Genomic DNA, 26,165 nt, shown 5'->3' with positions numbered 1-26,165 from the left:
TCTGAAGTAAAATTATTCCTGATTTGCCAGCGCAAACGTGTGGCAGGCAACAATAGCAGCGGTTTCGGTTCTTAAGCGGCTGTCACCCAGGCTCACTGCCTGCCAGTTCTGCTCCAGGGCTTTCTGTATTTCTTCTGAAGAAAAATCCCCTTCAGGACCAATAAGCATAACCGACTTTGATTTCGGTTTTATGCTGTTTTTAAGCAAATATCGCTCTTTATCATCTTCGCAATGGGCAATAAACCGATCTCCTTCAGCATGAGCACTTAAAAATTCAGAAAAAGTTAGTGACTCATTCAGTTTGGGAATTCTAAAATGCAGGGATTGCTTCATCGCACTTTGTAAAACCCGCTCAAAACGATTCAGTTTAACAACTTTGCGTTCGCTGTGGTCGCAAATAATAGGGGTGATTTCGTGAACCCCAATTTCTGTCGCTTTTTCCAGGAACCATTCAAAACGATCATTCATTTTTGTGGGAGCCACGGCCATATGCAGGTGATAAGGAGCAGATTCTTCAGTTTTAACTTCAAGAACTTTGGCAAGAGCCTGATTTCCGGTTTGAATCAGTTCTACCGTAAATAAAAAACCTTTTCCGTTTGTTACTTCCAGCACATCACCTTCTTTTTTCCGCAGAACTTTCGCGATGTGTTTACTTTCATCCTTCGGAAAGATGACCTGCGTATCTTTTTCCTGTAATTCGGGATGATAAAATAATTGCATAAACTAAAATTTGTATCGCGCCTGTGCGGTGGTGGAAAAATCTGAAAAATCCTTCTTTAAAAACTTATAATGACCTGCAATAGCGATCATCGCGGCATTATCTGTAGTATATTCAAACTTCGGAACAAACGTAGTCCAGCCATACTTGTTTTCTGCTTCCTTAAGGGCATTTCGTATCCCACTATTGGCTGAAACCCCTCCGCCTATAGCGATTTGTTTTATTCCGGTTTCTTTTACGGCAAGTTTAAGCTTATCCATTAAAATGGCAATTATCGTGCTCTGGATAGAGGCGCAGATATCCTTCAGGTTTTCCTCTACAAAATTGGGATTTTCTTTCGTTTGCTTCTGAATAAAATAAAGCACCGCAGTTTTAAATCCGCTAAAGCTAAAATCAAGTCCTTTAACCTTCGGTTTTGGAAATTTAAAAGCTTTTGGATTACCTTCTTTGGCATATTTATCGATTAACGGACCGCCGGGATAAGGTAAGCCCATAATTTTTGCACTTTTATCAAAAGCTTCACCAACGGCATCATCTGTTGTTGTTCCAATAACTTCCATGTCAAAATAATCTGAAACTTTTACGATCTGCGTATGTCCACCGCTAATGGTAAGGGCAAGGAATGGAAAAGTCGGCTTTTCAAAACCATCTTCTTCAATAAAATGAGCCAGGATATGCGCCTGCATATGGTTGATTTCGATTAACGGAATTTCAAGGCCCATCGCCAGCGATTTCGCAAAAGAAGTGCCTACAAGAAGGGAACCCAATAATCCGGGACCACGTGTAAAAGCGATTGCAGATAGCGCATTTTTGTCGATATTTGCCTTTTTAAGAGCCTGATGAATAACAGGAACAATGTTTTGTTGATGGGCTCTGGATGCAAGTTCCGGCACTACACCACCGTATTGCTGGTGAACCTCCTGGGTGGCGACAATATTCGAGAGAATTCTGCCGTTACACAATACGGCTGCAGCGGTATCATCACAAGAAGATTCTATGGCGAGTATGTAAATATTTTGTTCTGTCATTGCGGGCAAATGGGCATAGAAGTTGTTAATTTTGTACAAAGTTAAAACATAAAAGCATATCAAAAAATTCTGGAAAATATTAAAAAGAATAGTAGTTGGGTTGCTTTTGTTTTTTATCCTTTTATTGATCTTATTTTCCATTCCTGCCGTACAAACTTCTGTAGCAAAAAAGATTACCAGCTCGCTAAGGAAAAACAGTGACATAAATGCATCTATTGATCGTGTAAGCCTTACTTATTTTGGGAATGTGAAAATTAATGGTGTTTATGTGGAGGATCATCATCAGGATACTTTACTTACTGCCGGGGAGGTCAGGACCTCTATTCTTAGCTTTAGAAACCTTATTAATAATACTCCTTCTTTTGGGAACACTGTTGTTCGTGATCTAAGGCTTAATATGAAACGTTACGAAGGCGAGGAGAGGGATAACCTGTCGCTGCTTCTTTCCAAACTTAAAAAGGAACCTACCGGCGAACCTTCTGCTTTTGAATTAAATGTAGATGATGTTCAAATTTTGAATAGTCATTTTAGCTATAGGGATCAAAATCTGGAAAATTCTGATATTCTTGTTTTTAATGACCTCACAATTTTTGCTGAAGATTTAAATATTGATGGTGATGTAATTGACGTGGATATTAACGGGTTAACGGCTGAAGAAGGCCGTGGTTTAAGCATCAGCAACTTAACCACCTCTTTTTTGTATAGTTCCACCGGCATGAAATTGGAGGAACTTGTTCTTGAAACAACTGAATCCAAAATTCAGGGAAACCTGGTTTTTGAATATACACCCGAGCAATTTTCCGATTTTGTGAACGAGGTGCAGGTTACGGCAGATTTTTCTGAATCTTTGATTTCTAGTGATGATCTGAAGATTTTTTACGATGGATTTGGAACAGATCAATTACTTATTTTCAATACCATCCTCAATGGCACCTTAAATGATTTTAATCTTATTGATCTTCAGCTTAAGGGGATGGATAGAAGTGCTGTAGATGGGGACTTTGTTGTGCAGGGAATTTTTCCACAGGAAACTACAGATTTTCAGATTAGCGGTGAATTTAGTCAGTTTAATTCCAACTATTACGACCTGGTAAATTTGCTTCCGGAGGCGTTATTGGGGAAATTACCGGAAACGCTACGGGATTTCGGAAATGTCCGGATGAGAGGAAACGCCTTATTAACAGGTAATTCTTTGGATGCAGATGTGATTATTAATACTCAGCTAGGCTCTGCCGATGCCGATTTTGTGCTTAGGAATTTTGATAATACCAGGACGGCAAATTATAAAGGAAACCTTATTTTCAGGGACTTCAATATAGGCCGCCTTGTCAATAACCCCACCCTTGGTAAAACAAGTTTTAATCTGGATGTTGATGGAAAAGGTTTTGATGCAGAAAGTATAAACGCACAGTTGCGTGGTGCCATTTCTAAAATAAATTATAACAATTATACCTATAAAGACATAAGAGTGATTGGGAATCTCAGGAATCCTGTCTTCAACGGTAACCTGGTTTCCAATGATCCTAATCTTAGAATGGAATTTAACGGACTCGCAGATATTTCTCAGGATATAAATGTCTACGACTTTGAGGCTGCTGTAAATTATGCCGATTTAAATGCTCTTAATTTTGTTACCCGCGACAGTGTTTCTGTTTTTAAAGGAGATGTAATTATGAACATGAAAGGTACTACTATAGATAATGCCTTCGGAAGCATTTTGCTGCTTAACACCTCTTACCAGAATCAAAACGATCTCTATTATTTTGAAGATTTTAGTATCGTCTCATCATTTGAAGGTGAAGAACGAACCATTGCCATTAATTCACCAGATGTAATTAGTGGTCAGGTAGAAGGTGTTTTTCAATTACGGGAAGTCGGGGCACTTTTTGAGAATTCCCTGGGTAGTATTTATACCAATTATCAGCCAAGGACGATTACTACTAACCAGTATATGGAATTTGACTTTGATATTTACAGTCAGATTGTAGAAATATTTTATCCCGAAATTCGTGTTGCTCCAAATACCTTTCTTCGCGGAAGGGTGGAATCTGACGAGTCGGAATTCAAACTCAACTTTAGGTCTCCTGAAATTGAAGCATTTGAAAACTTACTGGAAGATATAAATCTTCGGGTAGATAATACCAATCCCATTTACAATACTTTTTTTGAAGCAGACAGTGTCTCGACAGGTTTCTACAATTTTTCTGAATTCAGCTTTATAAATGTGACGCAGCGTGACACATTATTTATAAGATCCGAATTTCAGGGCGGTAAGAATAATTCCGATTTTTTTAATATTAATCTTTACCACACGATAAACGAGAATAACAAATCGGTTATAGGGATTCAGCGCTCCGATCTTACTTTCAAGGATAATCTGTGGTATATTAATGGAGAGGGGAACAAAAGCAATAAAATTGTTTTTGAGAACAACCTAAGAAATATTGTGATAGATTCTTTGGTGATGAGTCATGCTGATGAAGAAATAAGACTTAGTGGGGTGATGCGGGATAGTACTTACAAAGATTTCCGTATGGAATTTGACGATGTCGATATTGGTAAAATAACGCCGATCATTAATAATCTCGACCTGGCGGGAAGATTAAACGGAAGACTGGATTTACTTCAGGAAAATGGAGCTTACTACCCAAACACTTCTTTGAAAATCGACTCGCTCAATATCAACGAAAATTTACTCGGAAATCTTTTAATAGATGTAGAAGGAAATGAGAACCTTACCAGTTACACCATTAAGGCCAATTCAAAAAATAAGGATTTTGAATCTCTCAATGCTATTGGCAGCATTGACGTTAGTGGCAGTCAACCTACAATAGATCTGGAGGTTGAGCTCGAAGATTTAAACATGGCAGCTTTTAGTCCATTAGGAGGAGAAGCTATAAGCAATATTCGTGGAAAAGTTTCCGGCAATGCCAGGGTAGTGGGGAATTATAAGAATCCGGAATTTGGGGGGCAGCTACTTATGGATAATGCAGGCCTGAGTATCCCATATTTGAATGTCGATTACGATTTTGATGATCAATCTGTGGTAAACCTGACACAGCAACAATTCGATTTTGATAACATAGGTTTAACCGATACTAAATTCGATACTCGTGGTATATTGGACGGAAATATTTCTCATAAGAATTTTTCTGAATGGTTTCTGAATCTGGGAGTTACTACAAACAGACTTTTAGTATTGGACACTGACGCCGAAGAGGATGCGCTTTACTACGGAACTGCTTTTATAAGCGGCGACGCATCTATCGAAGGGCCCACAGACGAATTATCGATAAACGTTAATGCTACGACAGAACGTGGTACCGTTTTTAAAATACCTTTAAGCGACACAGAATCTGTTGGGGACAATTCCTATATCCATTTTTTAAGTCCCGAAGAAAAAGCAGCAAAACAAGCCGGAAGAGAAGTTATCTTACCTGAAGTAAAAGGAATTGAAATGGTTTTCGATCTTGACGTAACCAACGATGCTGAAGTGGAAGTGGTGGTAGATCAAACCAGCGGGAGTACCTTGCGAGGTCGGGGTGCAGGTAACTTATTACTGGAAATCAATACCAATGGAAAATTTAACATGTGGGGAGATTTTATTGCTTACGAGGGAGTCTATAACTTTAAATACGCAGGACTGGTCCAGAAAATCTTTAGAGTTCAACCTGGTGGAAATATCAACTGGAATGGAAATCCTGTACAGGCAGAGCTGGATGTGAGTGCTGTTTACGAACTGGACGCCAACCCTTCGGTTCTTCTGGAGAATCCTTCAGTTAACCGGAAAATCCCGGTAGAAGTAATTATTAATCTCCAGGGGCAGTTGGCCCAACCGGACATCACTTTTGATATAGGTTTTCCTAATGCCAGTTCAGTAGTGCGTTCAGAATTAGAGTATAGGATAGACGACCGGGCGAGTAAAGAATTGCAGGCGCTCTTTTTGGTAACTCAGGGCGCATTTTACAGTGAGTTCGGGCTTCGGCAAAATGCTATTACGGGTACACTGGCAGAACGTGCGTCGAGTATTGTAAACGATATCTTTGCCGATGAAGATGGAAAATTCCAGGTGGGAGTAAACTATCAACAGGGTGATCGTACGCCAGACCAGCAAACTGTAGATCGTTTTGGTCTTACACTTTCTACACAAATAAGTGACAGGGTATTGATAAATGGCCAGGTAGGTGTTCCTATAGGTGGAGTGACAGAATCTTACATTATTGGGGATGTGGAAATTGACTTTCTGTTAAATGAAGACGGAAGCCTTAGAGCAAAAGTTTTTAACCGGGAGAATAATATCCAGTTTATAGGTGAGGAAATAGGATTTACACAAGGCGTGGGCTTATCCTATTCAGTGGATTTTGATACATTTAAAGAGTTGATAAGAAAGATAACTGATGCTGAACTAGCCAAAGCAGAGGCGCGTAAAGAAGGGGAGGAGGAGGAGGAAACTCGGAAATCCATCGCCCCGGATTATATTAATTTTCCGGAAAACGGACAGAATTAAAAGCGCAAGTAAAATTCTCCGGAGCAAGCCCACGGAGTATTTAGTGGAAAACGTTTTTAAACTTTACAACATTTACTAACGAGACAAGTCTCGGGATATTTACCCCTATGGAATAAAAATAAAAGAGGAACGCGATACATTTCGCGTTCCTCTTTAAATTAGAAAATCTCCCCAAACTTTCTAATCTTTTTAAACTTCCCTTAGTTCTTTTTGTACTTCAAGCTTCCTGAAACTAAGGCTGAAGTTTTTAAGTAGAAAGTTTGCCCTTTTTCTGGAAACCCCCATTCTTAAAAAGTGGGTTAGTAAACATTCTTTTACGCAGGTTTTTACCTCGCCTCTTTTTATACGATGCGATGAGATACGTGTGAAGACATGGTCATATTCTGAAAAAATTTTTGTTGTTACGTCCAGGACAATACTTTCTTCGAAATATCTGGCGGAGAAATAATAGTCGAAGTGAATTTCGTTAGCACCTTTAAAGATAGGCTTGGGACTTTGAGGTAGGTAAAGAAAACCTGTGGTTGGTTTGTATAACATAAGGCTGAAGATTTTGGTTGCTGTTCAAAAGGAAATTTAAATATAGTAAAATACTTTTTTATTTCTAGTCTTTAACATTCACATTTACAATAAGTTAACACGATGTTAAAGTATCTGGTGAAAAGAGCAGTAATTGGGACAATCGTAAAAACAAATATAGATGCCACGTAAGAGGCTAATAAAACAAAGGGGACAATCTAATATGAGATGCCCCCTTGTTTGGTCTTTGTATCTCCCCAAATAAAAAGACCTTTAAAATTTCAATAAACTGTTGTATAACATCAATTGATATAACGTGTAAGATGCATTTCTACTTATTAAAGAGCCAAAAAGGGCTCGTGCCTGATAATTCTTACCTACGATAATTAACCTCTCTTACAAATTAAAACAAACCTGTGAAGTTTATATACCCCAAAAGAAAATATAAGTAACACAATAACAATAACTTAAGTAAGTATTTATTCTTACGATCAACCGCTTGTTTAAGGAAATTTCTTACATAGATTAGGTTTTTCTCTTTTTCAGAACATATCTAATTTAGGAGAGTCATTCATTGACCGACACTTTAGCACTTAAACGGAACAAATTAAGAACTCCTTTTTCCGTTGAAAATAATTTTGCAATCATTTTATTTGTAACTAGTTTTACGGGGAATATCAAGAACTTCATGTATTAAGGGTAATTATCTATGGCCAAGAAGATCAAGAAAATAGGGGTATTGACCTCAGGAGGAGATGCTCCGGGAATGAATGCCGCAATTAGGGCAGTGGTAAGAGCCTGTGCGTACTACCAAACTGAATGCGTAGGTTTTTACCGTGGATTTCAAGGGGTAATTGAAGGTGATTTTGTAGCACTTAATGCACGAAGTGTCCGTAATATCTTGCCCTACGGAGGAACGATACTTCAATCTGCCCGTTCCAGGGAATTTATGACCAAAGAAGGACGTGCTAAAGCAGCGGCCAAAATTAAAGAAGCAGAAGTAGATGCTGTAATACTAATAGGAGGGGATGGAACTTTTCGTGGAGGTTTGGCACTTAGTGAAGAGCACGGTATCCCGTGTATCGGTGTCCCCGGAACCATTGATAATGATATTTCAGGCACTAATTTTACTATAGGATACGACACTGCCTTAAATACAGTTGTAGATGCAATTGATAAAATAAGGGATACAGCAAGTTCCCACAACCGACTGTTTTTTGTGGAAGTAATGGGGCGCGATGCAGGATTCATAGCTTTAAACAGTGGTATTGGTGCCGGTGCTGAAGAAATTTTAATTCCTGAAGAAGATCTGGGGCTGGAACGTTTGCTTAATTCCCTGGAGCGTAGTAGAAGATCTGGAAAAACTTCCAGTATCGTAGTGGTTTCTGAAGGAGATAAAATCGGAAAAAATGTTTTTGAACTGGCAGAATATGTAAAGGAAAATTTGCCTTACTACGACGCAAAAGTAACTGTTTTAGGACATATTCAAAGAGGAGGGAAACCTACATGTTTCGACAGGGTTCTGGCAAGCCGTTTATGTGTAAAGGCTGTTGAACTTCTTATGGATGGTAACCGCGATGTAATGGTTGGGCTCGTAAATAACGATATTGTATATACCAGCATCTCAAAGGCTTTAAAAACCGAACACACTGTAAACAAAGATTTACTTAGAATTTCTGATATTTTATCCACCTGATCAATGAAGACAATAGCAATTATTGCCCATAACGGGAAGAAAGCCGAAATGGTACAGTTTTTAAATAACCATAGAGAAACTTTACAATCTAAAGAAATAAACCTTATTGCTACCGGTACAACGGGAGCAAAAACTGAAGTTGCGGGTTTTAAAGTTGAAAAGTTATTGTCCGGACCTCTTGGAGGGGATGCACAAATTGCCGCACGTATCGCAGAAGGTCTGATAGATATGGTGATTTTCTTTAGGGATCCTCTGGATAAGCATCCGCACGAACCAGACATATTTATGCTTATGAGGTTATGCGATGTTCATGATGTACCGTTAGCAACCAACCCTGCAACTGCACGTTTGCTTATTCAGGGGATATAGTAAGAACATAATTCTTTAAATGCTACCAGATCTGGATTAGTTCGGGCACAAAAAAATCTCCGGAAGTTGTGCCGTTAATAACCTCTGCTGAGGACCGTTCTGTGAGCCGGAATTGAAGAAAGAAAATTCTAGCAGAACTTCCGGTAAGAATCTATTTTAGTTTTTAACAGCTATTGCGCTTATTTCTACGTTTACAAACTTTGGTAGATTTGCTACTTCCACAGTTTCCCTTGCTGGTGCTGTTTCAGCATTAAAATATGTTCCATAGACTTCATTTATTTTGGCGAAGTTATTCATATCACTAATGAAAATTGACGTTTTAATGACATCATCAAAAGTGAGTCCCGCTTCAGAAAGTATCGCCTTCAAATTTTCCATTACCAGCTTTGTTTCTGCAGCCAGGTCGTCAATTTCTAAATTGCCGGTTTTAGGATTAATTGCTATCTGTCCGGAAACAAAAAGCATGTTTCCACTTAAAACTGCCTGATTGTAAGGTCCAATTGGTGCCGGGGCATTGCTGGTTTTGATGATTTTTTTCATAAATGATATGTATTTTTATTAGTTCATTTTTTCTAAAGCTTTGGTTTGCACCTCTCTTTCTAATACCTCTGGTTAAGGACTGCATATCGAAAGTTGCCATTTTAAGGCATCCATTCTAATTCACAGGTTAAACTGAATTGTGCTAAAGTTTTAGAACAAAATAGTGATTTTTAATTTTTTCATTTCTTCACAATTCATTTAAAGAAATTTCCCGCAGAGTCCGCAGATCAACGCAGAAACAAAATCTCCAGAGTCGCTTTGCATTCCCCATTCACAATTTCACTTTTTCCTAATACCCCCACATTCAGAAGTATATATCGAAAATTGCCATTTTGAGGTATCCCTTTTAATTCACACGTTATACTGAATTGTGCTAAAGCTTTAGGTCAAAATAGTGATTTTTCATTTCTTCACAACCCACCATTCACTTAAAAGAAATTTCCCGCAGAGTACGCAGATCAACGCAGAAACAAAATCTCCAGAGTCGCTTTGCATTCGCCATTCACTACTTCACTTCTTTAACTCTTTTCATCTTTTTCCTAATACCGCCACATTCAGAAGTATATATCGAAATTTGCCATTTTAAGACATGCATGCCTTTTAATTCGCTGGTTACACCAAGTTTTCCATATAAGCTTTAGTCAAAATAATAATTTCTAATTCTTTCATTTCTTCACTCTTTCACTTCTTCACTTTTTTACTCCTTCACAACCTACAAACTTCGATCCCTGTCCCTTCGTTTCTCATACTTAATATCACTTAAAATAGAAGATTTTATGCCAATAAAGAAATTCCAGGATTTTCTCTGGCTGAAAGGAACCCAGCTAAAGTTAATTCTCCAGCTCTCAAGATCCCGTGCGAAACGCAATTGCGTATAAGTAAATCCTCCTTCCTTTACATCAAAACCAGAGGAGGCTCCAATAGCCCACTTTGGTGAGAGCTCAAGATTTCCGGAAAACATAAGTGAATGCGATGTAATTTCATTTTGCCTTGCGTTGTTACTATAAGTCATGGTATAATTTACGCGTAAATCCCAGGGGATTTTGTATTTGTACCATTCACTATTGACTTCTTCTTCCTCTCCATCATCAAAAGGATCTTCTCCATCTTCATAAAAATCACCGTCCAGATCTGTTCCCTTTCCAAAAAGATCATCTGGTCGGCCTCCGTTTCTATACGTTTCATTTTCAGATTCATCTTTATTTTTGGTATCCTTAGAAAAATCCTTGCTGGAAAAGGCATACCCAAAACTTACATTGGCATTGGTAAACCTAAAAAGGCTTCCTCCATTATTAATATTAAGCCTGTCTATCCTGCGATTGTTGTTATCCAGGGCATAGATGTCCATTTGGGCAGCAAGATTTATGGTAAGTTTATTTTCGATAACAGGGATACCTCCACGCAATGATATAGGGGAAAGCTGCAAAGAATCCCCGGCTAAATTGTAAGAGGTACTCATACTAAAATTGTTTAGTAGTGTAACCTTTTTTGGTTCTGTTGCGGTGCTATCTTTATCCCGCACTTTAGCTTCTAACGTGTTGCTGAGGCTCAAGCCTAATGAACTCGAGAAATTCCTCCCCGGTGCCCCATATAACGTTCCGTCGAATCGTGAATAATCTACCAGGTTTATTTGTGATGGATCTGCCGGATTTATCTGTTCAAACTGGTCGTAGTACTGGTCAAAAGCCGGATTATTGCTATAACTTATCGAGGGCCGCATTACATGCCTTATGGCCTGTATTTTTTTATCTTTTCCAAAGCTTTTCAAACCATACAGGGTTGTTCCAAGGCTGGCATTAAAATTATAAGTCCTAAAGCTGTCAAAACCTTTTATAGTGTCCCGAACAACGCTGTTGGTTTCTTCATCATAAGAACGTTCATAAGTTTCAAAAACCCAGTTTTCTTCAAAACTAGCCCCAGTACTCACACTTAAATAATTAAAAAGTTTAAAGTTTGTAGAAACAGGAATGGAATGTTGTGCGCCATATACAGCTTCATCGAACATTTGTGGTGTGAAGAAAATAGAATCATAAGTAGCAATTCTATTCTCTGCCCTTAAATTATACTGAAAATTGATGTTTTCTATAATTCCTTTCTTTGCTCCAACTTGTGGTTCAAAAGGATAAATTCTGGACATGCTAGCAGTGAGTGTGGGAAGTGTCAAGTTGACTATTCCTGTATTTGTATTCTGTGAGTGTCTTGCTGCGAGGCTGAGATTCACCTGAGGTTCACCTTCAAAAGTTTTAGAATAGGAAACAGAGGAGTTCAAGGTATTGTTTAAGAAATTACCCGTATTTTGTTGATTTACAGACTCCCTGTAATAATCACTACTACCAAGGTTCACTGAAGCGCTAAACCTGGAAGAAGGGCTAGCCTTTGAATCCTGGCTGTGCGACCAACGAAGATTATAGTTGGAACCCTCAGCAAAATCGGGAAATCCGCGTTCACTTTCCAGAAGCCTTTCATACCGGAAGCTCACATTCCCACGGAATTTGTAACGCTGATTGTAGTTAGATTCAAGGTTTAATGCATAACTTCCGTTAGTGTAATAATCTCCTATAGCCAACAGATCGACATAGTCACTTATCGCAAAATAATACCCACCGTTTTGTAGATAATATCCACGGTTATTACTATCTCCAAAGGACGGTATAATAAATCCGGAAGTTTCTTCTTCAGTCATTGGGAAATATCCAAAAGGTAGACCCAAGGGTGTAGGTACATCTGCTATATACATATTTACCAGTCCGGATACGATTTTCTTGTCAGGTACAAATTTTATACGCCGTGCGTAAAAATAGTAATCTGGATTATCCACATTTTCAGAGGTAGTAAAGCGCACATTTTGCATGAAGTAAACAGAGTCATTTTCCCGTTTGGTGACTTCTCCTCTTACATTGAAATTGGCTTCCTGGGTTCTGGAATTATAGATGAGCGCTCTTTCGGTATCAAAATTAAAACGGATAGAATCCGGCTCAACTGTTTTCTGGGCCTGTTGAAATATAGGTTTTTGGGTATATTCGCCCAATGAATCCGGAATACCAAAGGCATAAACTTCATTTTTATTATTGTCAATAATAATGAGGCCTGCATTTAACACAATATCGCCATAAGTGACCTGGGCGTCGTTATAGAGAAACATCCTGTTTTCCTTTTGACTCAGCCTTATGTAATCCTTTGCTTTATAGTCAACACGGTCTGAGAGAAGTCCGTTACCTTGTGGCTGGAGAATTGTATCTGCCAGTATGCTATCCTGCAATTTAATCGTTTCAGCCAGCGGAATACCTTCTCCTACGGAAACAAGAGTGTCCCTTTCAGCTTCAATTCTAATGCCGCTGATGGTGTCAAGTTCCTGAGCCGTTATAAATGAAGGTGCTAACAGTATAAAAATACAGCAAAAAACTATATAAGGTATATTTGTTTGCAATGCTTTAAGTACTATTTTTGTAAAGAGTGGCTTGCTTTTTGCGAATTCAAAATTACATATATTTTTCCACCTGAGTTTTGTGAACAAGTGAAAAATAGTAATAAAATATTTTTCCAAATTTTAGCGTTAGTTATTTATGAGAATGAGCCAGATTAAACTTTTCTTATCAATTTTTTGTATCACATTTTTTGTAGTCCCCTTTTTCGCCAATGAGGTGCCAGACGTAGAACGCTTTGTTGTTGTTCTTGACGCGGGACACGGCGGTAAAGATCCGGGTAATATGGGTAACGGTTATAAAGAAAAGGATATTGCTTTAAGCATCATTCTTAAAGTAGGGAAAGAACTGGAAGACCAGGGGGTAGAGGTTATTTACACTCGTAAAACAGATGTTTTTATTCCACTTAAGAGAAGAACTCAGATTGCCAACGAAGCCAAGGCAGATCTTTTTGTTTCTGTTCATTGTAATGCCCATAGCTCACAGGCAAGTGGGACTGAAACATTCGTTTTAGGTTTAAGAAGAAGTAATGATAATCTTGAAATTGCCAAACGGGAAAATTCTGTAATTTACCTTGAAGATGATTACGAGGTGACTTATAATGGGTTTGATCCCAATTCTCCGGAATCCTATATTGGGCTGGCATTAATGCAGGAAGAATACTTAAACCAAAGTATACTCCTGGCTGATTTTATTCAGAAAAAGTTCACTAATGAACTTAGTAGAAAAAACCGGGGTGTGAAGCAGGATGTTTTTCTCGTTTTGCGAGAAGCAGTAATGCCAAGCGTTCTTATAGAAACAGGATTTCTCACCAACAACCAGGAGGGAGCTTTTCTCAATAGTGGTAATGGGCAAAATAAAATGTCTGCAGCAATTTCCCAGGCAATAATTAATTACAGTAAAAATATAAATCTTTCTACTTTAGAAAGTATTAATGAGACCCAGGGAAATATCGAAGCCACACCTGTAGCCTCGTCTATTTATGATGGTATAACTTTTAAGGTGCAGGTTGCTGCGGGATCCAAGAAAGTGGAAACAAAATCTTATAATTTTAAAGGTTTACAAAATATTAATCGTGTAAAGGAGGGGAAGTTATTCAAATACTACCTGGGTGAAACTTCAGATTACCTCAAAATACAGAATCTACACCAAGAGGCGATAAACAGTGGATATTCTTCCAGTTATATTGTCGCTTTTAAAGACGGCAGGAAGATTACAGTTAATGAGGCGTTAAAATCTAAGCTTAATTAGACCTACTCTTCTATTTTATTTCTAAATTTGTCCGTATTCTAAAATTTTAACTTTTGAAGTATTCTAAAGAGGTAAAGACCGGCATACTGGCTGTTATTGCAATACTCGTTCTTATTTTCGGTTATAGTTTCCTCAAAGGAAAAAATCTTCTTGATTCAAGTAGGATTTTTTATGCTGTATATGAAGATGTAGAAGGCTTGTCCCGCTCTTCAGACGTAACAATTAACGGTCTTAAAGTAGGACAGGTAACAAAAATAGACTTTCTTAACGATACCGGTTTGCTCGTTGTTAGCTTTACGGTAGATAATGATTTTCCATTTTCAGAAAACAGTGTGGCGCAGATCTATGGAGGGAATATTATAGGAGGAAAATCTCTTGCGATTGTTCCAACTTACGAAAAAGGTGAGCAGGCGGTATCAGGTGATACTCTCCAGGGAGATAGCGAAGAAGGATTAATGGAGCTGGTAAATGACAGGCTTACACCGCTTCAGTCGAAAGTGGAAAACACTATAGTAAGTGCAGATTCTTTGCTGACAGCGTTAAATGTCATCCTTAATGATACTACAAGAAATAATATAAGGCAGACTTTTCAGGATTTGGGTGAAACAGCGCGTTCTATAAAAGGAACAGCTCAAACGCTCGAAGGCATTGTGCAAGGAAATTCAGAAAAACTAGACAGGACTTTTACCAACCTGGATGAGATGTCAGGCAACCTTAATAACTTGTCAGATACAATTTCGAATATTGACGTTCAGAGAATGGTGAATGATGTAGAAAATGCCATCTCTAATTTTGAAGAAGTATCTGCTAAATTGAACAGTGGTGAAGGAACAGCCGGGAAGTTGCTGAACGATGATGATGTCTACAACAATCTGGAGCGGGCTACCAAACAACTTGAAGAGCTTCTTCAGGATGTAAAACTTAACCCGAAACGCTATGTTAATTTCTCTATCTTTGGAAAACGAGCTAAAGGCTATACAGAACCCGAGGATTCTCTAAGATAATTTGACCTAAATGGAATTTATTCCCCAAATCCTGTTTGCTATCGCCCTTGTGGCGGGGATTGCGTTCTTCGCAAAGAATATCCACCTGATTATACGGAATATTAATTTAGGAAAGAAAGTTGACCGTAAAGATAACAGTGGCGAACGTTTTACAAAAATGGCCAGAATTGCTTTTGGTCAAAGCAAAATGGTTCGTAGGCCTGTTTCCGGTATTTTGCATGTAATTGTTTACCTGGGATTCATTATAATTAATATAGAAGTTCTGGAAATAATTATCGACGGACTCTTTGGTACGCACAGGGTTTTATTTGCCATGGGTGATGTCTACGGAATATTAATAGCTGCTTTCGAAATTCTGGCTTTACTTGTGCTATTGGGGGTAATTATTTTTTGGACAAGAAGAAATATTTCCAATATCTACAGATTTCTTGGACGGGAATTAAAAGGGTGGCCAAAGAACGATGCTAATTATATTCTCTACTTTGAGATGGTACTTATGGTTTTGTTTTTAACCATGAATGCTGCAGATTATCAGTTGCAAATAAATGAAGTAAAACCTTATTATAGCGAGGCCGGTTTAATGGGGTCTTTTCCTGTCAGCCAGTTTTTACTTCCAATATTTGAAGGAATGGGTTCTTCGACTTTAATTATTATAGAAAGAGCAGCATGGTGGCTACATATCCTCGGAATTTTATTTTTCCTTAATTACCTGTACTATTCAAAGCACCTGCATATTTTACTGGCATTTCCAAACGTTTACTTCTCAAAGTTAAAACCGAAGGCAGAATTTGACAATTTACAATCTGTTACAGATGAAGTAAAGTTAATGATGGATCCCGATGCCGATCCTTTTGCCGCACCGGCAGAAGCGGATGATACCGCAGAATCTGAAAAATTTGGAGCTTCAGATGTAATGGACTTAAATAGGGTTCAGCTTTTAAACGCATATACTTGTACCGAATGTGGGCGTTGTACCTCTGAATGTCCGGCAAATAAAACCGGCAAAAAACTTTCTCCGAGAAAAATCATGATGGACACCCGTGACAGGTTGGAAGAAGTTGGAGAGAACATCAACAAAAACGGCAGTTTTCAGGATGATGGAAAACAGTTGTTGGATGATTATATCTTACGAGAAGAACTGTGGGCGTGCACTACCTGTAATGCCTGTGTAGAGGCTTGTCCTGTAGGAATAGATCCGCTTTCTATTATAATGGATATGAGGAGATACTTAGTCATGGAACAAAGTGCAGCACCAAACGAACTGGCGGTTTCAATGACTAATATTGAAAATAATGGGGCGCCATGGCCATATAATCAAATGGACAGGTTAAATTGGGCAAAGGAGAATTCCTAGACTGGAATTGATTTTAAAATTTTTTTAAGTAGAAAAGGTATGGCAGAAGCATTAAAAGTTCCGACAATGGCCGAATACATGGCAGAAGGTAAAAAACCTGAAGTTTTGTTTTGGGTTGGATGTTCCGGAAGCTTTGATGATCGTGCAAAAAAAATAACAAAGGCTTTCGTGAAATTATTAACCAAAGCAGGTGTGGATTTTGCTGTTTTGGGCACAGAGGAAAGCTGCACCGGAGATCCGGCAAAACGTGCCGGAAATGAATTTCTTTTCCAGATGCAGGCGATGACTAACATCGAAGTTCTTAACGGATATGAAATAAAAAAAGTGGTCACTGCCTGTCCGCATTGTTTCAATACTATAAAAAATGAATATCCTGCCCTTGGAGGGAATTATGAGGTGATGCATCATACGCAGTTTCTCAAATCCCTGCTTAATGAAGGCCGACTAAAGGTTGAAGGAGGTAAGTTTAAAGGAAAAAGAATTACTTTTCACGATCCATGCTATCTTGGCCGCGGAAACGGGGAATATGAAGCTCCCCGTGATCTTCTAAGAAAGCTGGAAGTCGAACTTGTGGAAATGCGTATGTGCAAACGCAACGGACTTTGTTGTGGTGCGGGTGGAGCACAAATGTTTAAGGAGCCGGAGCCGGGAACCAAAGATGTAAACGTGGAGCGGACAGAGCAGGCTATGGAAGTAAAACCTGAAGTGATTGCAGCGGGATGCCCTTTTTGTAATACCATGATGACAGATGGTGTTAAGAGTAAAGATAAGGAGGATAGTATTGCTGTTATGGATGTTGCCGAAATGATCGCTGAGGCCCAGGATCTCTAAACAAGAAATTATTTCCTCTCGCCTTTCTTAGCTGAAGGTTTTTAGAACAACATTCTGGACAAATTTCTGAAATTCGGTTAGTACTGATTCTTTCCTTCATGTTATCTGAAATAAATCGGTTACCATTTGAACACTAGGTCGAAAATTGACATTTTGGAGGTCTCTCTTATATTGTTATATATAATTTGCCAAATCGCAATATTCAACCACCTGAATTTCCTGTTATAATCTTCAGAATTAACCTTTAGGATAAATTTTTAGAGAAAAGTATAAGGTCTAGATATAATAATTATTGTTTTCACTCTTCTAAATCTATTAAAAAAGCCTTTTCCAAAGCTGGATCTTTCTTTAAATCCTTCTACTTTAGAGAATTGCCAAATTTGCCAATTTTCGGTTATAATCTGATTGTCAACACGTGAATTTAAAAGTTAAATTCCGGTACTATATTTGAAGGCACAGCATAATAAAGTAGTTTTGTATAAATTTATCTAAGACCAAAGATGTTAGTACCTTTTAATACTTTACCCGATAGTGCCCGTGTTTGGATCTATCAATCCAATAGATCTTTTACAGAAGAAGAACTTCAGGAAATTACTCAAAAACTGAAACTTTTTGTCCAGAGATGGACAGCTCATGGAGCTGAGTTAAAAGCCGGTTTTGAAATTAAATATAAACGCTTCATTATACTCGCGCTGGACCAGGAAGTAAATGCAGCTTCAGGATGTTCTATAGACGCTTCGGTTCATTTTATTCAGCAACTGGAAAAGGAATACTGGGTTGATCTTCTGGATAAAATGAATGTTTCTTATAAACAAGGTGATTTTGTGGCTTACAAGACCCTGATTGATTTCAGGAAAATGGCGAAAGAGAAAGCTGTTTCTCCGAAGACCATTGTTTTTAATAATCTTGTAAATAACAAAGCCGAATATCTTTCAGACTGGGAAGTTCCTGCATCTGATAGTTGGCATAATCGCTTTTTAAATTAATGAAACTTAAAGTAGCCCCGAATTTTTTATTTTTAGGTTCACTTTTCTTTTTTCTCACTACCAATTTATTTTCCCAACAAAGGAATCCGCTGATAAGTGAAGACTTTCCTGCTCAAAAAGAATGGGTGGACAGTATTTATAATTCAATGTCCCTGGAGGAGAAGATTGGGCAGCTTTTTATGGTAGATGTTTTTTCCAATGCACCTGAATCTAAAACAGATGAAATAAGAAAACTTATAGAAAAACAACATATTGGTGGTGTTATTTTTTCTAAAGGAGGACCTTTAAGGCAGGCAAAACTTACTAATGAATTTCAGGAAGCATCCAAAGTACCGCTACTGGTTGGAATGGATGCCGAATGGGGGCTTGCAATGCGCCTTGATTCTACTTTTGCCCTGCCCTGGAATATGACATTGGGTGCAATCGAGGATAATTCTTTAATTGAAGAAGCAGGTGCCGCTATTTCCCGGCATTCCAAGCGGCTTGGGGTACACATAAATTTTGCACCCGTTGTAGACATTAACACTAATCCGGAAAATCCAATTATCGGCACCAGGTCCTTTGGAGAAGAAAAGGAAAACGTAACTGCGAAATCCCTTGCTTTTATAAGAGGTATGCAACGCGAAGGAGTACTTTCCAGTGCAAAGCATTTTCCCGGTCATGGAGACACCGACTCCGACTCTCATAAAACTTTACCTACTATTTCTTTTTCCAAAAGCAGGATTGAAAACGTAGAATTATATCCATACAAAAAGCTGATAGAGGAGGGGCTTTCCAGCGTGATGGTGGCCCATCTCAATGTGCCTTCTCTGGAAGAGGAAAAAGGTACTCCTTCTTCGTTAAGTAAAACTGTGGTTACCGATCTCCTAAAGAAGGGGCTCAATTTTAACGGACTAATTTTTACTGATGCGTTGAACATGAAAGGAGCTTCCAACTTCAGTAATCCAGGAGATATTGATTTGGCTGCTTTTCTTGCAGGAAACGATGTTCTGCTAATTTCTGAAGATGTCCCGAAAGGAATTCAGAAAATAGCAGAAGCTTATAATAATGGACTTATAAGCGAGCAACGTCTAAGCCATTCGGTTAAGAAAATTTTATTTGCAAAATATAAAGTAGGACTTAATGATTATGAACCGATAAATTCTGCATTTCTTATTTCTGAATTGCATAGCGTTCGTGATGATGCTCTTTTTGAAAAACTAACAGAAAGTTCTATTACTGTTTTAAAGAACAACATGGGGCTTTTACCATTTAAAAAGTTAGCAAAGAAGAAATTTGCTTACGTCAACCTGGGAGATGGTGATGGCAGTGCATTTCTTTCCCAACTTAGAAAATATACTAAAGTGGACTGGGTAAGTGCTGTCAACCTGGAGAGTTTACTTAGTCGACTTGAAGAATACGATAGGGTTATTGTAGGTTTTCATAAAGAGGATGACAATCCCTGGACTTCTTATAAATTCTCAAATCGTGAAATACGTTGGCTTTATGAAATTGCCAGAAAAAACAGTACAGTGCTGAATGTTTTTGCCAGGCCGTATGCTTTACTGGATATTCCCACTTTCACAGATATGGAAGGTGTGGTAGTTGGTTATCAGAATAATGAAATTGCACAGCAAAAGGTTGCACAGATGCTGTTTGGAGCTGTAAAGGCCAGGGGAAAGCTGCCGGTTAGTATTGGTGACGAGTTTCCTGAAGGCTCTGGTCTTAGGAGCAAGGAACTTAATCGGCTTAGTTATGGTGTCCCGGAAACAGTAGGCATCAATTCCTATAAATTAAAAAAAATTGATTCGATTATTACTGAAGCAATAGATAAGAAGATGACTCCAGGAGCTCAAATTTTGATTGCACGCAAAGGCAAAGTAATTTACAATCGTAATTTTGGTTATCAAACGTATGAAGAAGAGCTTCCGGTAACTGATACTACCGTTTACGATCTCGCTTCCTTAACAAAGATTCTGGCTACTTTACCTTTGGTGATGGAACAGGAGGAAAAGGGAATTATAAGTTTCGACACCAAGCTTGGAGAAATGTTATCCGTTTTTCAAAACTCCAATAAGGAATATATCAGGTTACAGGATATGCTAATGCATTATGCCCGTCTCAAAGTATGGATACCATTTTATATTTCCACACTGGACAAAAATACCCGGAAACCTTCAGATTTGTATTACAGCAAGGTTCCTTCCGAAACATTTAATACACATGTTGCGAGGGATATGTATATTCGAAATGATGCCCAGGATACTATTTTGGCTGTGATAAGAGATAGTGATCTCGAGAGGAAAAAGGAATACAAATACAGTGATTTACCTTTTTACATCCTTAAGTACTACCTGGAGAGTTACTACAATACGACTTTGAATAGTCTTACGCAGGAAAGATTTTACAGGCCTTTGGGAGCGAATTACACCGGTTACCTTCCTGCGACTCGCTTTGGTCTGGACCAAATAGCACCTACAGAAAATGATAAATTATGGAGGGCGCAGAAAGTCCACGGATACGTTCATGATCAGGGAGCCGCTATGCAGGGTGGTATTGGTGGCCATGCAGGTTTGTTTAGTAATGCTAATGATGTGGCCAAAATCATGCAAATGTACATGAATGGCGGAAGTTATGGTGGAGAAAAATTTTTTGAGCCTGAAACCATTTCAAAATTCAATACCTGTTATTATTGCGAAGAAAATGTAAGAAGAGGAGTGGGTTTCGACAAACCACAGCTAGGTAGTGTTGGCCCCACATGCGGTTGTGTTTCGTTAACCAGTTTTGGACATACTGGATTCACAGGAACTTTAGCATGGGCAGACCCGGAGGAAGAAATTATATATGTATTTTTGTCCAATCGTACTTATCCGGATTCCAATAACCGGAAACTGATAAGAGAGGATATCAGATCTAAAATACAGGAAGTGATATACGAAGCTATAGATTTTTAATAAGACAAAAAATTAGCGAAAACTGGCTTTTTAGAGAGGCCTTTTATTAAAGAAGAATCAATGAGAATTGCTATTGTTTGTTACCCCACATTTGGGGGGAGTGGAGTAGTCGCTACAGAACTGGGACTTGCACTTTCGCGAAGGGGACACGAGATACACTTTATCACTTACAAACAACCTGTAAGGCTGGATCAGCTTTCCAGCAATGTAAGGTTTCATGAGGTACATGTACCGGAATATCCCCTGTTTCATTATCAGCCTTATGAGCTGGCGCTAAGCAGCAAGCTTGTAAATATGGTAAAACTCCATAAAATAGAACTTTTGCATGTCCATTATGCAATTCCGCATGCTTATGCCGGATACATGGCTAAAAAAATGCTGGAGGAGGAAGGAATTTTCATTCCTATGGTCACAACGCTTCACGGCACCGATATAACTTTGGTAGGAAGGCATCCTTTTTATAAGCCTGCCGTAAAATTCAGTATAAACAATAGCGATGTTGTTACTTCAGTTTCTCAAAGCCTTAAAGAAGATACTCTTAAGTCCTTTGAAATTACCAAAGAGATACAAGTAGTTCCTAACTTTATAGATGTTACTAAATATAAGCGAAAAACGTTTACCGACTGTCAGCGCGAAATGATGGCTTTGGAAGATGAAAAGATCGTCACCCACATTAGTAACTTCAGAAAAGTGAAACGCATAGACGATGTGATTAAAATTTTCTTCGAAATTCAGAAGAAGGTGAAATCCCGGCTTATGATGGTGGGGGAAGGTCCTGAAAAAGAAACAGCAGAAGAATTGGTGAAAGAACTGGGGATACTGGATAAGGTAATGTTCCTGGGAGAGAGCCATGAGATAGATAAAATCCTTTGTTTTTCAGATTTATTTCTGCTTCCTTCAGAAAAAGAAAGTTTTGGACTGGCAGCGTTAGAAGCTATGGTAAACAGTGTTCCGGTGATTTCTACAAATACCGGAGGCTTGCCTGAAGTAAATATTCATGGGGTAACCGGATATTTAAATGATGTTGGTGATATACAGAAGATGTCAGAAGATGCAATTTCTCTTTTATCAGATGAAGAAAAACTGGATCAGTTCAAGGAAAATGCACGCCGTGAATCACAGAAGTTCGATATACAAAAAATTGTTCCGCAGTACGAAGCACTTTATCAAAGCCTTCTTGAGAAAACAAAGGTTTCTACTGAAGCAAGTTAGGAAAAACCTCTATGTTATAGAATTTCAATGGTTTTTCAACTGAAGTCAAAGCATAAAAAAAGTGGGAAATAATTATTTCCCACTTTTTTATTTTATACCCGCTGACTGATCTAGAACTGATATCTTACGCCCAGTGCAATATCTGGTGAAAATCCATCTACCACATCGTAGTCATTAAAACCTATTTCAGGACGTAAATCCAGAGATAGAAGTAGTGGTATATCAAAGTTATATTCAATACCCAGGTTTCCGGCTACTAATAGAAAAGCACCGTCGTTGTAATCTCCACCTCTTTTGTCATTAACACTACCAACACCTGCACCTGCACCTGCATACCAGTTAAAACCACCATCCAGGTTCCATAACCATTGATAGAGGCCTACCAGTTTAAAGGCATCAAAGCTATTATCATTCCTCCAGCCAAGATCAAATTCTAAGCGGTTGTTAGAACCTGTTGCTTTTTGGTAAGAAACTTCAGCTCCATAACCACTTCCTCCGCCAAGTCGAAGACCTATGGCATTGTCTGCAATTTCCTGAGCTTTCACGCCTGTAAATGCTGCACCTATTGTAAGTGCTGCCAGTAAAAAGAACTTTTTCATTTTTCTTTAAATTTTCTGATTTAAGAAGCAAATGTAATCGTTACTGTAAAACGAAAATACCTACATTCCCCAATCTATTGTTAATTTTCTTTAATACACTGTTAAGCCAATCACAGTAAAAAACGTATTTTAGCATCTTTTATTATGAAGGAAGAACTAAGAAAATTATCTGTAGATTTAGAAGGGGATTTATTTTACGATGACCTGTGGCGCTCAATCTATGCCACAGATGCATCAGTATACAGAGAACTCCCGTTGGCAGTATGTTATCCTAAGAATGAAGAAGATCTTAAGCTGCTTATAAAATTTGCAACAGAAAATCAAACATCTTTAATCCCGAGAACTGCAGGAACCTCTCTTGCCGGCCAATGTGTGGGAACGGGGATTGTTGTAGATGTTTCTAAATATTTCACAACTATTTATGAAATAAATACGCAGGACAAGACAGTACGACTTCAGCCTGGAGTAATTCGAGATGACCTAAACCGTATCCTCAAGGAACACGGACTGTTTTTTGGTCCTAATACTTCTACGTCAAACCGCTGTATGATAGGAGGAATGGTTGGAAATAATTCCAGTGGAACTACTTCAATTAAATACGGCACAACCAGGGAAAAAGTTGTTTCTCTCCAAACCCTCCTGAGTGATGGGAGCAAGGTAGAATTCCGGGCTATTTCAAAAAAAGAATTTCAGGAAAAGCTGCAGCTTGAAAACCTTGAAGGAAAAATTTACAGGGAAGTAGAAGCCAAATTGAATTCAGAAGAAAATAGAAAGGAGATAAAAGATAAGTTTCCGCCTCAGGAAATGCACCGCCGTAATACCGGGTATGCAATTGATGATCTGGTATATTCTGAAGTATTCGATAATACTTCCACAAAGAAGTTGGACTTATGTAATCTCCTGTCAGGAAGTGAAGGGACTTTAGCTTTTACCACAGAAGTTACTTTGCAACTCGACAGGTTACCTCCACCTAAGTCCTCTATGATTGCCGCTCATTATACTTCTATAGAAGCATGTTTGCAGGCTGTTGTGCCGGCTATGAAACATCCGCTTTTCACCTGTGAAATGATGGACAAAACCATCCTGGATTGTACTAAACAGAATCTGAAATACAAAGAAAACCGATTCTTTATTGAGGGTGATCCTCAGGCTATTCTTATGCTTGAACTAAGAGCAAATAGTCAGGAAGAACTTCAGCAACAAACACAGGAGCTTCTGGAATCGCTGCGGAGTTCTGATTTAGGTTATGCTTTTCCCGTTTTGATGGATGAGCAGATAGAGCTGGCGCTGGAATTGCGAAAGGCAGGATTGGGGTTACTTGGTAATATCGTGGGAGACAGTAAGGCCGTGGCCTGTATAGAAGATACTGCAGTAGCTTTACCTTATCTTGCAGATTATATTCTGGAGTTTAGCCAGGTCATGAAAAAGTACAAACAAGCCGCAGTTTATTATGCACATGCCGGAGCAGGAGAACTCCATTTAAGGCCAATTCTAAATATCAAAAAATCTGAGGACGTAAAGCTCTTTAGAAGTATTACTGAAGATGTGGCGAAATTGGTAAAAAAATACAATGGATCCATGAGTGGGGAGCATGGTGACGGTAGAGTACGTGCAGAGTTTATAGAATATATGATAGGCTCTAAAAATTACCAGATCCTGAAAGATGTAAAATCAGTTTTTGATCCTCACAACATTTTTAATCCGGGGAAAATAATCGATGCACCACCAATGGACACCTCATTTCGTTATGTGGTGGACAGAAAAGAACCTGAAGTGGAAACACTAATGGATTTTTCTGAAACCGAAGGGATTCTGAGGATGGCAGAGAAGTGTAACGGTAGTGGGGATTGTAGAAAGTCTGCGGAATCTGGTGGTACTATGTGCCCAAGTTATCGTGCTACAAAAAATGAAAAAGATACCACCCGGGCAAGAGCAAACGGGTTACGGGAATTTCTGACCAATTCGGAAAAGCAGAATAGATTTGATCATTCTGAGTTAAAAGAAGTATTTGATCTTTGTATAAGTTGTAAAGGTTGTAAAAGCGAATGTCCTTCCAGCGTAGATGTAGCTGCTTTAAAAGCAGAATTTCAATATCAATACCAAAAAGCAAACGGTTTTTCAAGACGAAACAAGTTGTTTGTAAATAATGGCAAGATGAATAAATTAGGTTCTAAACTTCCCGGTATTACAAATTTCTTCTTTAAAAATGCTTTTACTTCAGGATTAGCAAAAAAGTCTTTTGGTATTGCTAAAGAACGAAGTTTACCTAATCTTTCTAAGCAGACCGTTGCAGAATATTATAAAATAAACAAGGAACGCTTAAGAGCAGAAAATCCTTTAAAAACAGTTTATTTTTTTAATGATGAATTTACTAATTACCTGGATGCAGAAGTAGGCATAGATGCCCTGGAATTGCTGAGCAGGTTAAAGTACCAGGTGGAGATCATAGAGCACGAAGAAAGTGGTCGCAGTCATTTCTCTAAAGGTTTTCTTGATGAAGCGAAACTTCTGGCAAATAAAAATATTGACATATTTAAAAATTTAATTTCAGAAGAAACCCCTCTTATAGGTATAGAGCCCTCTGCAATTTTAAGTTTTAGGGATGAGTATCTTCGTATGGCAAATAATAAAGCTGATGCAGAAAAATTAGCACCAAATTGCCTGTTAATTGAGGAATTTTTGAAAAAAGAAATAGCTTTAGGTAATATCAGAGCATCTTCTTTTACTTCAGAAGAAAAAAAGATAAAAATACACGGGCATTGTCACCAGAAGGCTCTTTCTAATACTTCAGTCACTTTTACAGTTTTAAATCTTCCGGAAAATTATAAGGTAACTCTTATCCCATCCGGATGCTGTGGAATGGCAGGTTCTTTTGGTTATGAAGAAGAACATTATGAGGTAAGTATGAATATTGGGGAGCAAACTTTATTCCCAGCCGTAAGGAAGGCATCAGAAGATACTCTAATTGCGGCAAACGGTACAAGTTGCAGGCATCAAATAAAGGATGGGACGCAGAGAAATGCCCGGCATCCTGTAAGCATCCTGAGAGATGCTCTTAAATAGAATTGTTTACATAGTTGAAAATTTCTTTGAAATTAATACTATATTGGCTGCAAGTTTTTTTTAATTGACTTTGGGAGGGAATAAAAGCTAAAGCCAACCCACCAGTGCTCCGGATTTATTTAAAAGTTAGCTTGTA

17 protein-coding genes are annotated in these 26,165 nt (G+C 38.4%); 11 read left to right on the top strand and 6 right to left on the bottom strand.

Translation table 11 applies throughout. The features are described 5' to 3' along the window. Window positions 1-12: 12 nt before the first annotated feature. Window positions 13-720, bottom strand: a complete 708-nt coding sequence (locus RM545_RS13330) for a 16S rRNA (uracil(1498)-N(3))-methyltransferase (protein ID WP_311495776.1) — start codon at window positions 718-720, stop codon at window positions 13-15. Window positions 721-723: 3 nt separating this feature from the next. Beyond that, window positions 724-1,746, bottom strand: coding sequence for a tRNA (adenosine(37)-N6)-threonylcarbamoyltransferase complex transferase subunit TsaD (gene tsaD / locus RM545_RS13325; RefSeq protein ID WP_311495780.1), 1,023 nt, complete (start codon window positions 1,744-1,746; stop codon window positions 724-726). 100 nt (window positions 1,747-1,846) lie between these two features. Between tsaD and RM545_RS13320 the strand changes: the two genes are divergently transcribed. After that, window positions 1,847-6,253, top strand: a complete 4,407-nt coding sequence (locus tag RM545_RS13320; RefSeq protein WP_311495775.1) for a translocation/assembly module TamB domain-containing protein — start codon at window positions 1,847-1,849, stop codon at window positions 6,251-6,253. Window positions 6,254-6,442: 189 nt separating this feature from the next. Here RM545_RS13320 and RM545_RS13315 read toward each other — a convergent pair whose 3' ends face one another. Next, window positions 6,443-6,790, bottom strand: a complete 348-nt coding sequence (locus RM545_RS13315; protein ID WP_311495774.1) for a hypothetical protein — start codon at window positions 6,788-6,790, stop codon at window positions 6,443-6,445. A 688-nt stretch (window positions 6,791-7,478) separates the two neighbouring features. Between RM545_RS13315 and pfkA the strand changes: the two genes are divergently transcribed. Together pfkA and RM545_RS13305 are read left to right on the top strand one after the other, a co-directional pair. Beyond that, on the top strand, window positions 7,479-8,465 hold the full coding sequence (gene pfkA / locus RM545_RS13310; protein WP_311495773.1) for a 6-phosphofructokinase: 987 nt from the start codon (window positions 7,479-7,481) through the stop codon (window positions 8,463-8,465). 3 nt (window positions 8,466-8,468) lie between these two features. After that, a complete protein-coding gene (locus RM545_RS13305) occupies window positions 8,469-8,834 on the top strand; it encodes a methylglyoxal synthase (protein WP_311495772.1) in 366 nt (121 codons plus the stop codon). A gap of 156 nt (window positions 8,835-8,990) precedes the next feature. On the opposite strand, the gene RM545_RS13300 is transcribed toward RM545_RS13305, so the two are convergent. Both RM545_RS13300 and RM545_RS13295 read right to left on the bottom strand, forming a co-directional pair. Beyond that, complete coding sequence (locus RM545_RS13300; protein ID WP_311495771.1) at window positions 8,991-9,374, bottom strand: RidA family protein; 384 nt, start codon at window positions 9,372-9,374, stop codon at window positions 8,991-8,993. A 712-nt stretch (window positions 9,375-10,086) separates the two neighbouring features. Continuing rightward, window positions 10,087-12,801: a putative LPS assembly protein LptD gene (locus RM545_RS13295; protein WP_311495770.1), complete on the bottom strand. Its 2,715-nt coding sequence runs from the start codon at window positions 12,799-12,801 to the stop codon at window positions 10,087-10,089. Between the two features lie 136 nt (window positions 12,802-12,937). Here RM545_RS13295 and RM545_RS13290 point away from each other — a divergent pair, with 136 nt between their 5' ends. The 7 genes from RM545_RS13290 (at window position 12,938) to bshA (ending at window position 22,367) form a co-directional block, all read left to right on the top strand. After that, the gene (locus RM545_RS13290; protein ID WP_432264587.1) at window positions 12,938-14,047 is read left to right on the top strand and encodes an N-acetylmuramoyl-L-alanine amidase family protein; all 1,110 of its coding nucleotides are present in this window, start codon (window positions 12,938-12,940) and stop codon (window positions 14,045-14,047) included. Window positions 14,048-14,100: 53 nt separating this feature from the next. Then, complete coding sequence (locus RM545_RS13285) at window positions 14,101-15,051, top strand: MlaD family protein (protein WP_311495768.1); 951 nt, start codon at window positions 14,101-14,103, stop codon at window positions 15,049-15,051. A 10-nt stretch (window positions 15,052-15,061) separates the two neighbouring features. Beyond that, window positions 15,062-16,405, top strand: a complete 1,344-nt coding sequence (locus tag RM545_RS13280; protein WP_311495767.1) for a 4Fe-4S dicluster domain-containing protein — start codon at window positions 15,062-15,064, stop codon at window positions 16,403-16,405. A gap of 39 nt (window positions 16,406-16,444) precedes the next feature. Further along, entirely contained in the window at window positions 16,445-17,236 is a 792-nt protein-coding gene (locus tag RM545_RS13275; protein WP_311495766.1) for a (Fe-S)-binding protein, read from the top strand. Window positions 17,237-17,736: 500 nt separating this feature from the next. Then, complete coding sequence (locus RM545_RS13270) at window positions 17,737-18,222, top strand: ABC transporter ATPase (RefSeq protein ID WP_311495765.1); 486 nt, start codon at window positions 17,737-17,739, stop codon at window positions 18,220-18,222. After that, a complete protein-coding gene (locus RM545_RS13265; RefSeq protein ID WP_311495764.1) occupies window positions 18,222-21,155 on the top strand; it encodes a serine hydrolase domain-containing protein in 2,934 nt (977 codons plus the stop codon). The genes RM545_RS13270 and RM545_RS13265 overlap by 1 nt, the downstream gene beginning before the upstream one ends. Window positions 21,156-21,215: 60 nt before the next feature. Further along, window positions 21,216-22,367 (top strand): N-acetyl-alpha-D-glucosaminyl L-malate synthase BshA, encoded by a 1,152-nt coding sequence (gene bshA / locus RM545_RS13260; RefSeq protein WP_311495763.1) that lies wholly within the window; start codon window positions 21,216-21,218, stop codon window positions 22,365-22,367. A 110-nt stretch (window positions 22,368-22,477) separates the two neighbouring features. On the opposite strand, the gene RM545_RS13255 is transcribed toward bshA, so the two are convergent. Then, the gene (locus tag RM545_RS13255) at window positions 22,478-22,966 is read right to left on the bottom strand and encodes a hypothetical protein (protein WP_311495762.1); all 489 of its coding nucleotides are present in this window, start codon (window positions 22,964-22,966) and stop codon (window positions 22,478-22,480) included. A 144-nt stretch (window positions 22,967-23,110) separates the two neighbouring features. Here RM545_RS13255 and RM545_RS13250 point away from each other — a divergent pair, with 144 nt between their 5' ends. After that, entirely contained in the window at window positions 23,111-26,029 is a 2,919-nt protein-coding gene (locus tag RM545_RS13250) for an FAD-binding and (Fe-S)-binding domain-containing protein (protein WP_311495761.1), read from the top strand. Window positions 26,030-26,165: the final 136 nt, after the last annotated feature.

It is taken from the genome of Autumnicola lenta (assembly GCF_031846515.1).
Taxonomy (GTDB): Bacteria; Bacteroidota; Bacteroidia; order Flavobacteriales; family Flavobacteriaceae; genus Autumnicola; species Autumnicola lenta.
Note: the sequence above shows the minus strand (reverse complement) of the source record. Positions and strands in the feature narration are given on the sequence as shown.